The 13,763-nt window shown below is 69.3% G+C and carries 13 protein-coding genes and 3 pseudogenes; 11 read left to right on the top strand and 5 right to left on the bottom strand.

Features of this window, described 5'->3' with window-relative positions; translation table 11 throughout:
• Positions 1–137 precede the first annotated feature (137 nt).
• Both IE267_RS37745 and IE267_RS37750 read left to right on the top strand, forming a co-directional pair.
• Positions 138–590 carry a universal stress protein gene (locus IE267_RS37745; RefSeq protein WP_189766360.1) on the top strand — a complete coding sequence of 151 codons (453 nt, stop codon included), beginning with the start codon at positions 138–140 and terminating at the stop codon, positions 588–590.
• Between the two features lie 163 nt (positions 591–753).
• Positions 754–1,761 (top strand): Acg family FMN-binding oxidoreductase, encoded by a 1,008-nt coding sequence (locus IE267_RS37750; RefSeq protein WP_189766361.1) that lies wholly within the window; start codon positions 754–756, stop codon positions 1,759–1,761.
• A 182-nt stretch (positions 1,762–1,943) separates the two neighbouring features.
• Here the strand turns inward: IE267_RS37750 and IE267_RS37755 are convergent, their stop codons facing one another.
• Positions 1,944–2,384 (bottom strand): MarR family winged helix-turn-helix transcriptional regulator, encoded by a 441-nt coding sequence (locus tag IE267_RS37755; RefSeq protein ID WP_189766362.1) that lies wholly within the window; start codon positions 2,382–2,384, stop codon positions 1,944–1,946.
• Positions 2,385–2,456: 72 nt separating this feature from the next.
• Between IE267_RS37755 and IE267_RS37760 the strand changes: the two genes are divergently transcribed.
• Both IE267_RS37760 and IE267_RS37765 read left to right on the top strand, forming a co-directional pair.
• Positions 2,457–4,088 carry an FAD-dependent oxidoreductase gene (locus tag IE267_RS37760; protein ID WP_189766363.1) on the top strand — a complete coding sequence of 544 codons (1,632 nt, stop codon included), beginning with the start codon at positions 2,457–2,459 and terminating at the stop codon, positions 4,086–4,088.
• A 291-nt stretch (positions 4,089–4,379) separates the two neighbouring features.
• Positions 4,380–5,255 carry a cyclase family protein gene (locus IE267_RS37765; RefSeq protein ID WP_189766364.1) on the top strand — a complete coding sequence of 292 codons (876 nt, stop codon included), beginning with the start codon at positions 4,380–4,382 and terminating at the stop codon, positions 5,253–5,255.
• Positions 5,256–5,304: 49 nt separating this feature from the next.
• Here the strand turns inward: IE267_RS37765 and IE267_RS37770 are convergent, their stop codons facing one another.
• Together IE267_RS37770 and IE267_RS37775 are read right to left on the bottom strand one after the other, a co-directional pair.
• Positions 5,305–6,192, bottom strand: coding sequence for a hypothetical protein (locus IE267_RS37770; protein WP_189766365.1), 888 nt, complete (start codon positions 6,190–6,192; stop codon positions 5,305–5,307).
• The gene (locus IE267_RS37775; protein ID WP_189766366.1) at positions 6,189–6,620 is read right to left on the bottom strand and encodes a chromosome partitioning protein; all 432 of its coding nucleotides are present in this window, start codon (positions 6,618–6,620) and stop codon (positions 6,189–6,191) included. The genes IE267_RS37770 and IE267_RS37775 overlap by 4 nt, the downstream gene beginning before the upstream one ends.
• A gap of 179 nt (positions 6,621–6,799) precedes the next feature.
• On the opposite strand from IE267_RS37775, the pseudogene IE267_RS40630 reads away from it, so the two are divergent.
• The 3 genes and pseudogenes from IE267_RS40630 to IE267_RS37785 form a co-directional block, all read left to right on the top strand.
• Positions 6,800–7,210 (top strand): annotated as a pseudogene (locus IE267_RS40630) (hypothetical protein); the annotation flags it as partial.
• 121 nt (positions 7,211–7,331) lie between these two features.
• Positions 7,332–7,694 (top strand): WhiB family transcriptional regulator, encoded by a 363-nt coding sequence (locus IE267_RS37780; RefSeq protein WP_167151029.1) that lies wholly within the window; start codon positions 7,332–7,334, stop codon positions 7,692–7,694.
• A gap of 116 nt (positions 7,695–7,810) precedes the next feature.
• Entirely contained in the window at positions 7,811–8,308 is a 498-nt protein-coding gene (locus IE267_RS37785; protein WP_189766367.1) for a TspO/MBR family protein, read from the top strand.
• A 493-nt stretch (positions 8,309–8,801) separates the two neighbouring features.
• Here IE267_RS37785 and IE267_RS37790 read toward each other — a convergent pair whose 3' ends face one another.
• A complete protein-coding gene (locus tag IE267_RS37790) occupies positions 8,802–9,560 on the bottom strand; it encodes a GntR family transcriptional regulator (protein WP_189766368.1) in 759 nt (252 codons plus the stop codon).
• A gap of 681 nt (positions 9,561–10,241) precedes the next feature.
• Here IE267_RS37790 and IE267_RS37795 point away from each other — a divergent pair.
• The 3 genes from IE267_RS37795 to IE267_RS37805 all read left to right on the top strand — a co-directional run bounded on the left by IE267_RS37795 (position 10,242) and on the right by IE267_RS37805 (position 12,867).
• A complete protein-coding gene (locus IE267_RS37795; RefSeq protein WP_189766369.1) occupies positions 10,242–10,595 on the top strand; it encodes an NYN domain-containing protein in 354 nt (117 codons plus the stop codon).
• Between the two features lie 373 nt (positions 10,596–10,968).
• Positions 10,969–12,261 (top strand): M14 family metallopeptidase, encoded by a 1,293-nt coding sequence (locus IE267_RS37800; RefSeq protein WP_189766370.1) that lies wholly within the window; start codon positions 10,969–10,971, stop codon positions 12,259–12,261.
• Positions 12,262–12,573: 312 nt separating this feature from the next.
• Positions 12,574–12,867, top strand: coding sequence for a hypothetical protein (locus IE267_RS37805; RefSeq protein ID WP_167151039.1), 294 nt, complete (start codon positions 12,574–12,576; stop codon positions 12,865–12,867).
• Positions 12,868–12,907: 40 nt separating this feature from the next.
• Here IE267_RS37805 and IE267_RS37810 read toward each other — a convergent pair.
• Positions 12,908–13,511 (bottom strand): annotated as a pseudogene (locus IE267_RS37810) (citrate/2-methylcitrate synthase); the annotation flags it as partial.
• On the opposite strand from IE267_RS37810, the pseudogene IE267_RS39995 reads away from it, so the two are divergent.
• Positions 13,507–13,714, top strand: a pseudogene (locus tag IE267_RS39995) (short-chain fatty acyl-CoA regulator family protein); the annotation flags it as partial. The pseudogenes IE267_RS37810 and IE267_RS39995 sit on opposite strands and share 5 nt — an antisense overlap.
• Positions 13,715–13,763 lie beyond the last annotated feature (49 nt).

The raw sequence follows: 13,763 nt of genomic DNA on the forward strand, positions 1-13,763 counted from the left end.
GACTTTGGCATCTGTGAGTACCCGTTCACAACGGTGAGGCTGAGGGTGAGCCCGGACAACACCGCATGGCGGGCGCAGCACTGATACCTCGATCCCCCGAGTGCCCGTCGAGTACGACAGCGAAGCGAGAGGACGACATGAGCGAGGTCGGAAAACCCCTGGTGATGGTTGGTGTGGACGGCTCGCGCAACTCGATGGACGCCCTGCGGTGGGCTGTCGAGCACGCCGCCTCCATCGAGGGGCGCGTGCACGCGGTGATGTGCTGGGAGTGGTCGCGCAATCCCCTCGGGATGGGGATCACGGGGCTCGCCTCCGGCATGGTCAGCCCGGAGGAGATGGCCCGCGAGAAGTTGGCCGAGGTCATCCAGGAGGCCTTGGGCGACCGCCCCGCGGCCCCGGTCCACCCCCGGGTCGTGCAGGGCTCGCCCGCCCACGTCCTGGTGGAGATGTCACAGGACGCCCGCACCATGGTCGTGGGCACGCGCGGGTACGGCGGCTTCAAGAATGCGCTCTTGGGCTCCGTGAGCCAACAGGTCGTCCAGTACGCACAATGCACCGTCGCCGTAGTGCGCGCTTCGACTGACAGCTGATCAATTCCCTTGTGCACGGCGGTCGTTCCGCCCGCTTCTGTTCGTACCCGGGGTCGAATGCGCGGCCCGCCAAGGATTCCCGGACCGCCAGGCCCCCGCGCCCAGGGGCGTATGACGGATGGGGCCACAGCCACGCTCCGACCTCGGCGAGGAGGGCAACACCATGCCACGGACCATCCCCACCCTGGACGTTCCGGCCGTGACCGCGCTCATCGAGGCCGCCACGGCCGCACCGTCCCTGCACAACGCCCAACCCTGGCGGTTTCTCTTCCTGCGTGCGACGAACACCGTCGAGCTGTACTCCGACGAACGGCGCGCGGTCCCGTACGCCGACTCCCAGGGCCGGGCACTGCACATCGGGTGTGGCGCGTCGTTGTTCACCCTGCGGGTGGCCTGCGCCGACGCCGGCCTGGACCCGGAGGTGACCCTGTTGCCCGATCCGGACCGGCCCGAACTCCTCGCCGCGGTGCGGCTGGACGCGCATCCACCCCGGGACACACAGAAGACTCGGGACCTGGCCTCCTTGCGTCAGGACATCGCCAGGCGGCACACCAGCAGATACCCGTTCGCTCCGACACTCGTACCCGAACCCGTCCGTGACGCTCTCCGCGACGCCGCGGCATGCGAGGGCGCGGCCCTCCACTTCCCCCATCCCTGGCACGTGGATGCACTGTTGGACCTGGCCCAGGACGCGGAGTCGCAGAACGCACACGACCCGGAGCAGATCGCGGAACTCGCCCGCTGGACCCGCGTCGGGACCATCCCGTCGGACACGACCGTCGACGGAGTCCCCGACTTCGCCTTCGCGCCGCGTCGTCGCAGTGGCGCCGCCCCCATCCGCGACTTCGCCACCGGCCGGCCGGTCGCCGACCGCGGCTGCCTGGATTTCGAACAGGTCCCGCAATTGGCCCTGCTTGGCACGGCCGAGGACTCCCCCGCCGACTGGTTGCGTGTCGGCCAGGCCCTGCAGCACGTACTGCTCCTGGCCACGCACCACGATCTCGTGGCCAACGTCACCACGGAAGCTCTCGAGCGCGAGGACCTGCGGTGGGCCGTACGAGACCCGCTCTCCGCCATGCCGTACGTACAGGTGATGCTCCGCATCGGATACGGTCCGGCCGGTCCCCGCTCCCCGCGTCGCACGGTACGGGACGTTCTCACCATCGAGTGACCCTGAGCCCCCGGCGGGATCGGTAGCCGTAGGGCCGCATGCCGACATCACGCCCTGTACGCACAGAACACAGGTCTTCTAAGCATCAACGCACTTCTGGGGAAGGGGATTTGGGTACCCCACGCTGACCGCGACCGCCGCAGTCCGATGCCGTCCTGCTTCCTGGTCGGCGACCCACTTCTTCACGCCGGCCAGGCCCGCGTCAGGCTGTCACGCAAAGCCGCCAGTGCCTCAGTACCCAGTTGACGCTCCAGAGTCTGCTCCAGGTCGTGAAGAATCCCTGACGCCACGTCACGACGCCGACGCCCCGCGTCCGTCAGGCCGATGAGGGTAGTGCGAGGGAACCCCGGCCCCGGCGTGCTGACCAGCAGGCCTTCGTCGAGAAGCTGCGTGACCGCGCGATGCATCGTCTGGCGGGTGACGCCGGCCCGGCGGGCGAGCTCGGCGATGCTCAGCGACGCGCTGGAGTCCAGGTGCGCGAGCACCGCCGCGTGCGCCGGTGTGATGGGGTCCACGCCCGCGGCGTCCAAACGCTCCATCAACTCGTCGGAGAACCAACGGGCCCCCCGCTGCAGGAGGGTGAGGAGCGGCGGGTGCGTACCGGCGTTCTCCTTGGCGCTCATCGCTCGCGGTCCTGTCACTTGTGGGGTATGTTCCTGCGTCAGCATAGCTGACACAGGGGAGGTTCGGTTGCCATGACAAGCAATGCCGTCGACGTCCTTGTCGCTGGAGCGGGCCCGGTCGGTCTCACGGCGGCGATGCAACTGGCCCGGTGGGGACTGTCGGTTCGGCTGGTGGATGCCGCACCCGGACCTGCCACCACCAGCCGCGCGCTGGGGACCCACGCCCGCAGCCTGGAGATCTACGATCAGCTCGGCATCCTCGGCGACATCGCTCCGCACGGAACGCGAGTCAACGCGTTCGTCCGCCACCAGGCCGACCGCACGACCCGGGTCGACTTCGACTACGGCGACTTGGTGACCCCGTTTCCGTACATGTTCAACATCGATCAGGTCATCACCGAGCGAGTGCTGCGTGCGCATGCCATGTCGGCCGGGATCGACGTGGAGTGGAACACCAAGCTGGATTCGTTCAAGCCGGACACCGACGGGGTCACAGCCGTGCTGAGCAGCGGCGATCACCCAGGCGCCGCGCAGGAGACCGTACGTGCCCGATACCTGTGGGGCTGCGACGGCGGACACTCGACAGTCCGCAAGACCCTCCGGCTCCCCCTGGCGGGCGAAGCCGCGCACACATGGCTGATCGCCGATGCGATCGTGCACACTGATGTGGAACGGGACGGGGTGCACTGGCTGTTTCCGCCCGGTGGCGCGTTGATGCTGTTTCCGTTTCCGGAACCGGGGAAGTGGCGACTTCTGGACACGACCGGTTCGGGCGAGCCTGCGCATCCCGACCTGATCGCCCGACAGTTCAGCACCAAACTGTCACAGGCTCTGGGCCGCGAAACCCTGGTGAGCAGGCCCAGTTGGGCCTCGAAGTTCACCATCCAGCAGCGCGCGGTCCCCACCATGCACGTCGGCAGGTGTCTCCTTTCCGGCGACGCCGCCCATGTCCACTCGCCCGCGTCGGGGCAGGGGCTGAACACCGGCATCCAGGACGCGTACAACCTGGCCTGGAAGCTGGCCATGGTGGTACACGGTCACGCCGACGACACACTGCTCGACACCTACGACGCCGAGCGGGTTCCCATCGGCCAAGCCCTGCTTGCCTCCACCGCGAAGGTCATGAACACGGCCATGGTCGACACGTCCAGCAGGGAGACCGGGGACACCGAGCGTCATGATCACGGGTTCATGCGTCGGCTTATTCGGAGCATGTCGGGGCTGAGCATCGCCTACCTCGAAAGCCCCCTCACCGTGCCGGACGACGGGGCGGATCAGGGCCCACGTCCTGGCCAACGCCTCACTCAGATCTCGGCGGCCGATGCTCAATCCCCCGGCTGGACCGCACTGCGCGCGCTGCTCCGGGCTCCGACGTGGCACCTGCTCGTCTTCGCCGACGGCAACGACTCCGGCCAGGGCCCGATCGCCACCGAGACGACGTCGCTCCCGGCCTGGCTGAACGGAGTGACGATCAGCCGGCGCCGGCCGAACGGGGTCGACTGCGGCGTGTGGGACCCCGGCGGCCGGGTGCAGGACACACTGGCCGCAGCCGCTGGCGACTGGATCCTCGTACGTCCCGACGGCTATCTCAGCGCGCGCGGCACCGGGGGCGGCAGCCTTCGCACCGCGCTGGACCGACTGACCGGTCTGTTCATGCGTGAGGCGCCATCAGCGGGACGGATCGGAAGCGGAGCAGAGGCGTAGAGACGGCATCGCCACAGCCATGGGCACAAGACCGCCTTCGGCACCGGCGTTGGCATCGGCGATGGCGTTGGTGTTGGCGTTGCGAGACAGCCGTCGGGGCGGAAGAACAGGGTGCGTGAACGAGCAGCACGGGCTGATCTCCGCCTCGGCCTCGCCCCTCCATCTCCCGTGCAGCGGAGGGAAGTTGACTTCGCCCTCTCCCCCTGCTCGCTAGTTCAACGAAGCAAGCCCCCTCATCGGGCCCAGCAGCGGGACGGCACTGCAGCAGCGTCCCGCCGGAAAGGAGTAACCATGACCGAGGCCGTACTTCCGAGCAACTGGGGTCGGTGGGGCGACGACGATCAACTGGGCACCCTCCACCTGATCGACGCGGCGGCAAGAAGGCGGGCCGCAACCGAAGTACGCGACGCCCACCACGTCAGCCTGGCTCGCCGCATTCGCCCGGTCCCCCTCACCACAGGACTCGGCCCCGTCGGCAGCCCTGCCGTGATGCCGGCCGGCGTGCTGCAGATCATGAACTTCAACGGGGCGAAGCCCTTGGCGCTGACCGACACACTCGTCATCAACACGCACAATGCCGCCTTGACCCATCTCGACGCCGTGGCACACATGCCGGTGGACGAGCACGTCTACCCCGGTGTACCGGTGCAGGACGCCGTGACGCCGACGGGCGTTGCGCATGGCTCGGCGGACCCGTTCGGCGCCGGGATCGTGACCCGCGGCGTGCTCCTGGACCTGGCTCCCGACGGCGGCAGTCTTCCGCCCGACCGGCGGATCGGAGCGACCGATCTCGATGCCGCGCTCGATCGTGCGGGCACGGTGCTGTCTTCCGGAGACGCTGTGGCCGTGCGGGGAGGATGGGACACCCATCGCCCGCTCGGCCAACCGGTACCCGGCCTCGACCTCAGCGCTGTGGGATGGCTGGACGAACACGGTGTGAGCGTGTACCTCGGCGACATCAGCGACGCCCGACCAGCCCAATTCCCCATGCCCATGCACCAGGTCGCCCTCGCTCGGCTCGGTCTGCCGCTGATCGACGCCGCGGACCTGGACGAGCTCGCCGAGGTCTGCGGACGGCTGGGGCGTGCGAGTTTCATGCTGGTGCTGGCGCCGCCGCGCATCACTGGCACTACCGGACTCGCCGTGAACCCAATCGCCGTCTTCTGAAACGGGCGTCACCCGTGTCCACGGCGGTTCCACTCCTCTGTTACGTCTGTTACGCGTGTGACGGCAGGATCTGCTGGAATGTGGTCGGCATGAGATGGCTGGTCGAATCGAGTTGGTATGCGGCAATGGCGGGAGCCGCGGCAGACAGGAAGCCTTTCCCGTCGTTGTCCAGGATCGTCTTGCCTGCCTTGCCCGCCGCGATCCAGTCGAGCTCGATGGCGAACGCACAGAAACAGGTCGTGTTGTGCACTTCGAGCCTGAACACTTCAGGATCGTCGGGAGAGATCTTGTACGGGAACTTCGCCGGTGGGTGTCCGCCGGACGGCTCCGCGAAGATGGGCGGGTCGGGCTTGGCCAGATCGGTCGCGAAGGGTCTGACGTCCACCTGGCCGCCGCATCCACCGTCCTGGACGGCGATGCCGGTGGTCGGGAGCGGCTGCCGTTGCACATCCAGCACCCTCATTCCCACCAGCAGAACTGCTTCGTCAGAAGACGTCTGACTGGTGATGTCCACGGCAACGGGTCCCAGGCTCCGCTGCCCGCGCTTGTCGCCCTTCTCGTAGTCAGCCGCCGTCTCCGCGTAGTAGTGGACGTCGGACGCGCAGTCCTCCTGCGCTTGGAGATGGACGTAGGACGGCAGTGTCGCGCTGCCGGGGTCCAGCGGACGTGAAACCTGGATCGCCTGGGCGTTCCCACCATTGATGGACTTTGCCAGCACGTAGACCCCATACCCACCGGCAGCCGCGAGGAGGAGCGTCACCGCGACGATCGCCCTCGCTGCCCTGCGGCGCCACCACTTCTGTTTCGGCGGACCTGCCGTAGGCCCGCTGTAGTAGTTGTTGTGCTGGACACCCTCCGTCTGGAAGGGGCCCCGGAACGAGTTGTCGTGGAATTGGAAGGCGTCGTGACCGTCGGGCCGCTGGCTGCCGTCGGTCATGACGCGTCACCGTGATCGATGTGCTGGATGCCCTTGGCCTGCACAGGGCCGTGGAAGGTGTTGTGCTGGAACTCGATGTGGTCACCGCCGGACGGCGCTCCGGGTTGCGGGGCAACGGACCGCAGGTGCGCCACTGCCCGCTCGAGAGCGACGGCGAAGTCCGGGTCGGTCTCGTTGGCCTCCTCCAGTGCGAGCCGGACCCGCTGCCGGGTCCGTTCGCTCGGCAGTTCGTGACCGGACGCCGCCTCGTCCGTCAGCCGGTGGAACGCTGGGTCGTCGCCGAGCTTCCGGCTCACGACCTCGTGCAGGCGATCCATGCCGGCGTTCACCATGCGGTCGACTTCTCCGTCGGCGCGCCCGGCCGCGAGCCGAGCCTTTCGTACGGCCCAAGCGAACAAGTACCCGATCGCGATCTCGACGCCCGTCACAGCATCCCCCTACGGCCACTGCTGACCTCACGTCAAACGGCACCGCTCACGGGACGCCGAAATCGAGAGTCTGGGACGGTGCCCAGCATGGCCGCGCACTCCCTTGAGGCCCTGGCCCTGGTGGGACTGGCCCGCCGTGCGGACGACCGTACCCGTCGACGTTCCTCTTCGGCCTTGCCGCCCCGTTGGACCACCAACGCCTGCCCGTGCGCGGGGAGTTGGGCCGCCGAGTCACGCGGGTGGCGGTGACGACGCGACAGTGCCAGAAGGATGCGGCACGGCTGCCGACCTGGGCCCGAGCCCGTGACATCGCGCCGGACCGGTTCAGCGAACGGCCCGCCTCGTCCAAGGCCAAAGCGCGGACGGTACGAGCATGGCGGCGAGCAGCGAGATCAGGGAGCCCGGCGAGAGGCCCGCGCCGACCCGCCTCCCGACTTCCGCCCCGCTGCGGCGATGCATACGACACACATCAGCTGTTCTGTTTCCATGCTCCGTGGACAGCCGGCGCGCTCCCCCGCAGTCACTCCGGCTGGGCCACGCATTCATCATCACCTCGGCGCACAATCCCGTGCCCCTTCCGCCGTGCATGATCACCGATCCGGGGTATACGGAAGCCCGGGCGGGGCCGGTGTGAACCCCCTTGCCTCGCCTCGCCGTTGAGGACGGGGCCGCCCACGACGGGCGCAGACGGATACGGGAGAGAAGGGGGACATGATGGTGTTGCTGGGGTGGAGCGAGCGGGCGGTCTGCAAGGAGAGCGACGCGGACGCACTGTTCGCCGAGACCGCGCGGCAGCAGGAAGCCGTTGCATTGTGCGGTGCTTGCCCGGTCCGGACGCAATGCCTGGCCCACGCTCTGGACCAGCGGATCGAGTTCGGCGTCTGGGGTGGCATGACCGAGCGGGAGCGTCGCGCGCTGCTCCGTCGGCGCCCGCGCGTCAGCTCGTGGAGCGACCTGCTCGAAAGCGCCCGTACGGAGTACGGCAAGGACCCGGTCCTGGTACCGGCCATCGGCAGCGCCCCCACGGCACGGTCCGCTCTGCGCGCCACCCGCCCGGCCTCGAAGGCCGCCTGACGCGGGGGCCGCCTATGTCAGGCAGGAGAGCAGGGATGCCGTCGTCGGCCGGGACCGGCGAGGGTTTTGTCCGCCGACTTCCGATACGGGCGCTCCGTGCGGGGAACCGTACCGTCATGACCATCACGAACACACGCGACTCCATCGGCCCCTGGCTGCGGTACGGCGCCACCACTACGGCCGTCACAGCCACCGCGGTGCTCGGGGCGCGAGCCGTCGATCCCGCGAGCGTCTGGTACCGATCGCTGCGCAAACCTTCATGGCAGCCGCCGTCCTGGGCCTTCGGTGCCGTCTGGACTCCGCTGTACGCCACCATCGCCTACGCGGGCGGCCACGCACTGGGCGAGGCCGCAGACCGACAAGAACGCACGCGACTCGCGACCGGTCTCGCCACGAATCTCGCCCTCAACGCAGGCTGGAACTGGCTCTTCTTCCGCCTTCACAGTCCGAGGGCGGGCTTGGCCGGAACCCTGCTCCTGAACGTGAGCAACGTGGACCTGATCCGCCGTATCGCACGGGTCGACCGTCGTGCGGCGCGAGCACTCCTGCCGTACGCGGCTTGGTGCGCCTTCGCCACGGCGCTCAACGCGTCGATCGTCCGCAAGAACCCGTAAAGGGCTTCGCCGGGCCCGACACGACTCGTACGGTCCCGCACGCCCCCGTGCGCGTCGGCCCGAGCGGAAGCGCTATCGCCCGTCGTCGCGGCACGAAGATCAGCGGCCGGACCGCGCCCTCCGCCCTCTCGTTCCGTCCGTGCCGCCCGACAGCACGCCGATCCAGCCCGGGCCGGCGGGCGGTCCCACCCCCTGTCCGTGTCGACGTTGGGCTTCTCCCGTCTCGGCCACCGGGGCGTGTTGAGGGGCACGTCGTCAACGGCTTCCGGCACGATGCGACAGGCGATGCCCCGGCTGGTGACGAGGATCAGGTTTCACCCGGGCGGAGTGTCCTCGGGCACGGTGACGTGGAACGTCCTCTCGTGCGAGAGGACACCGTTCCTCGGCTACACGCGAGAGAGGGCACGGGAAGAGGCGCTCCGCACCGGTGGCCGAGCCGCCGTCGTCCGGGAGGCAGCTCCCGACGGCGCCTTCGACAGATCCGGCCCACCGTTCAGACGCTGACCTGGCAGGAGTGGAATTGGCCTGATTCCACGGTGACTTCGCTCCACGTCAGGGGCGGGCAGAGATCGGTGAGTGCCAGCAGTCCCCTGGTCTGGTCGTACAGGCGTCGCCGCAGCCTCAGCAGGGGCCACGTGGGCTCGCGTACGTGGTCGTTGCGGGTGAGGGTCATGGTCTCCTTGGCCGTGACGGTCAGCCCGGCGTGCTCGCACCAGTGGGGCAGGCTCTTCAGATCGGGATTGGTCACGGGCAGACGGTGGGCGTAGGTCCGTAACTGCGGCAATGCGTCGGTCAGTCGAGGGGTGAAATAGGTGATGGCGTCCACCGCGGTGTCCCCCAGGGGCTGGTGAAGGGTGTAGCGGTAGGTGAGCACACTCCGGCCCGGTTCCACGGAAAGCTCTGCCGCGAGGGCGGGCGCGACCGAGGCGCTGAACAGGCGCCCGGGGCCCGGCGGCACGGTGGCGACGAATGGCGACGCCTCCTGCCGGGCTCCAGGGCGCGGCGACGGCTCGATGGCGGACGACGTGCGGACGACGGTGCCGCGGCGGCCGGTGAACACCAGGCCCTCTTCGCGGAGCAGTTCCAGGGCGGACCGGACGGTGTGGCGGGCCGCTCCGTACTTCTGGGCCAGGGCCCGTTCCGGCGGCAGCGCGGCGCCCACCTGGATGCGGCCGGAGTTGATGGCCTTGGCCAGGTCGGCGGCAATCGACTGATAGGTGGGTGTTCTGGAGGAAGATCCAGCGACTGACAAAACGACCTCACAGTGCGTAACGGCTCGTGTGGTTCGCGCGACAATCTAGATTGGTCTACACCTCTCGGCAAGCCGGGTTCACGATCCGGACCATGCCGCTCACGCCCACCCGGCCGGAATCCGACGCCCGGGCCGTCCGGCCCGCAGTGAACCGCCGGCCCGCCCCGCCATCCATCGCCAACCGGCTTTGCAGCGAGGCGAGTTCGGAATGGCCCTCGCGCCGGACGCCGCAACCCTGGTCGGCCGACGACCGGTGCGGCTCGCTGTGCACTCCTCCGCCTCACCGCCGGGGCCTCCACGACACCGTCGAGTAAGACGAAGGCCGTGCTGATCAGAATGCGCAGCCGAGTTCCCCTGTCGTCGCGTCTTGGCTGCCCCCGGTGCAGGGAAGTGCTCATGTCACCTGTCCCGGCGACAAGGCACAGGACCGGCGCCCGCCGCCTCTACCGGACTCGCGCCCCGCACGCGCCGATCGTGGTCCATAACCCCTGATCACGAAGGAACTCATCGGTTGTCGCCGCACGGCTCCCCGCTCCGGCCCGACCGGCCGGGCACAAGGGAGCGGCGGATGCCCCCGGCGGGTCGGTACTGGTGGCACTGCCGCGTGGCAGAATCACGGCCCGTGATCCGACGAACGATGCGCCGCACACCATCCTGGATCTCCTGCGCCCGGACGGCGCCATGAGGACGCGCCCGGTGCTGATCGTCGACGCCGCGAACGTCGTCGGATCGGTGCCCGACGGGTGGTGGCGCGACCGCAGGGGCGCCACGATGAGGCTCCGGGACCGACTCGCGGAACGCGAGGGGAGCGAGGAGGTCATCCTCGTCGTGGAAGGTGCGGCCCGAGACGTCGAGTCCGTGCCCGGAGTACGCGTCGAGTCCGCGCCGGGCAGCGGGGACGACCTCATCGTCGAACTCGCCGCCGCCTACGCGGACCGCCCGTGCACCGTCGTGACCGCCGACCGTGCACTGCGTGAGCGGGTCCAGGCGTACGGCGCCGAGTGCGTCGGGCCCCGCACCGTGCGACCGGCCTGACCAACCCGCCTACGGCCGCCTCCGCCGCCCGGCCGTGCAGGGGTGGGCGGCCACAACCAAGGTGACTCGATGAGGCGCGGCGCGGACGTACGCGTCGGCCATCGGTGCATCTCGTTCCGTCCGTGGGTCACGCGCCGCGCACCGGTGGACCCCGTCGGGCGGTCAAGGCGCGTCGGGTGACGAGGCGCGAGGCATTCCTGTTGCCGCGGGCACGGTCGCAGCCCGGCACCCTGGCGGGGAGCCAAGGCCTGTACGCCAGGTCGGCGCGAACGGTCGGCGCCTTTCGGCTCGCACGGCGTGCACGATCGTCCGTTGGTGTTTAGCGTCGAGTTCCCCAAAGGGTCCGGTCGACTACCACGGGATGAGGGTCGCCATGCACCGGCGCGCAGTCGCTACCGGCTTTCTCACTGGTCTCACCGCGCTGAGTCTGGTGTGCGGCGGTCTCGCCGTCGCCAATGGCCCGGCCGACGGACCGAAGGCCGAGGTCCGGACCGGCTTCGAGAGCAGCGACGGGGCGCAGTGGACCAGTGAGCCGCAGGAGCAGGCGCTCCTCGCCGAGGTCGACCGGCTCAGCGAACGGACCTCGGTACGGCGGATCGGTACCACCCGCCAAGGCCGTCAACTGCGCGAGGTGCGCATCGGCGGGCGGCAGGCCGACATCACCGTGCTGCTCGTGTGCAGCCAGCACGGGAACGAGCCGGCGGGTCGCGAGGCCTGCCTCACCACCATCCGTGACCTGGCCCTGGCCAAGGACCGACCAACACTGGACTTCCTGGAGCACACCGTCGTCCTGGTCGTCCCGACAGCGAATCCGGACGGTCTGGCCGCCGATACCAGGACGAACTCCGAGGCCGTCGACATCAACCGCGATCACATGGCCCTGAGGACCGAGGAGGCGGCCGCCATCGCGTCGGTCCTGCGTGACCGGCAGCCTGACGTCGTCTACGACCTGCACGAGTACGCGGCTGTCACCGGGCACTACGACAGGGACCTCTTCGACCTCTGGCCGCGCAACCTCAACACCTCGCCGCCATTGCGCGAGGAGGCTCGGGTCCTGTCCCAGGACTACGTGCGCAGGGCGGCGCAGCGGGCCGGATTCAGCACCGGCACCTACGGGATCTGGACCGATCCGAAGACCGGTACCCCCATAAAGCAGGTGGCCGGGGACGGCCAGGAACGCATCCTGCGGAACACGGCGGGCATCAAAAACGCGATCGCCCTGCTGATCGAGAGCCGTATCAATGCCACGACCGAAGCGGAGCAGAAGACTCCCGCGGTCAACAAACGACGGCGAGTGAAGGCCCAGTTGACCGGGCTCAGCGGCCTGCTCACCTACGCGGCGGACCGTCGGAAAGCCATCGAGGCCGCCACGTCCCACGCCGCCGAGCACGGGGACCAGGGGACCCTCTACCTCGCCGGTGCGGACAACAGTCCCCCACAGCCCGCCGACATCCTCGGCTCTCCCCCGTGCGGTTACCGCTTGGACGAGAACCAATACGAGCACGTCGGACGTCAACTCGCCCTGCACGGAATCCAGTTGCGCCGGTCACCGGACGGGGGCGCCGTCGCGCCCATGCGTCAGCCGCTCCGCGGTTTGGTGCCGCTCCTCCTGGACAGCCGTGCCCAGTACAGGCTGACCGCCGCAGAGCCCATCGACCGCTGTTGAGGTTTCCGTCACCGCCTCCGCAGCCAAAACAGCGCCCACGCGGGAGGGGGCTTGCACCGCCACGGTGAGGTGCGGCCAGAACGAAGGCGACGCCCCGTTCACCATCGGCACGCCGGCCGAGAACGGCAGGCAGTGCAAGCGCTGCGGCGCCGCTCCGAGTATCCCCGCCGACGACCGGCCCGCCGCCGACCAGAGTGCGGCGGCTCGGCGCACCTTCGAAGGACACGGCGAAGAGCACCGGTCCGTACCGCCGCGGCAGCAATCGGCAAACCCGCCATACTGAGCGGCGCTTGCCGGGGTACCCGGGCCCGCATGGCATCGAAGAGCGAACTCGTCAAGTCCCTGCGGGCCGTACGGCAACTGCGCCACGTCCGTGGCTTCTACGCCCTGGGCCTCGCCCTGTGGACCGCATCCACGGCGTGGACAGCCTGGCAGTCGCCCGGTAGCCCGCAGATGTGGGTGTCCGTCCTGCTCCTGGTCATCTTCAGTGGTCTGCTGGGGCTGACGTCCCTGTGGCTGCAACGCCTCCGAGCCCGCGAGAGGTCCGACGTCGCCCACCACGCCGCTCCCCGTACGTCCCGCGCACCGGGCCACGCGCACGCCTAGAGACCCTGCGTGAACATACTGTCGGCCCGCCGCAGGACAGTCATGGTGCGTCCGGGGCTGTCGAGTCGCGCCGCTCTCGTCCCACGGTGCATCGCCTGGCGCCCGGCGCGGCTCTCTGGCCCGGGCCTTCGCAGGAAGCCAGAGGGCGGGTCACGGAGTTGCGAGCGGGTTGCCCGGTGAGGTGGGCGGTCCAGCCGGCGACGCAGCTCATCACCAAGACCGGCGTGAGGGCCGGGACGTCGAAGCACATGAGTGGTAGGCCAGTCCAGCCGGACAGTCCGGGTTGGGATGGATTCTTCTGCGGTCGAGCAGGGCGTGCCGCAGGGGCGTTGTGCAGGGTGGCTAGCCGACTCGCTTCCGGATCGGCAGCACGCGCCTCCATCCGGTCCAGGGCGTCCTACGTGATCGGAACACGGGAGTCTTCGCGCTTGTGTGCACGATGCCCCAAGCCCATGATCTTCCGCTCGGACGCCGACCCCTTGTCGAGCCAGGCGTCGGCGCGGCACGGGGCGTCGATCTCTCGGGAATGTGCGTCACGGCCCGTTGGCACCGCCGTGCATCGGCCCCCTCACCACTCCGATCGTGGTGGTGACGGCGCTGTAGAGGTCGGAGAGGGCGGAGGCGACGACGCGCGCTAGCCGCGTCCTCACCCGGGTCGCGGAAACGCCCGATGCTGCAAGGTACTTCTGGGTTGCCCGGACCATCCCGCGAGGAGCTTCGGCCATCACGACCCGCGCGCCGAGTTCGCCGTCGCCCTCGGCTGCGAACTGCGACACGTCCACCGGCTCGTCCACGCCGAAGGTCCACCCTGGGCGACCCCCGCGACGCGACACCGATCGGATTCGGCACGACCAGGGGCCACCCGTCGAACACGTCCGGGATCCACCGCGTTCCGT

The sequence above is a fragment of the Streptomyces xanthochromogenes genome (genome assembly GCF_014650455.1).
GTDB lineage: Bacteria > Actinomycetota > Actinomycetes > Streptomycetales > Streptomycetaceae > Streptomyces > Streptomyces xanthochromogenes.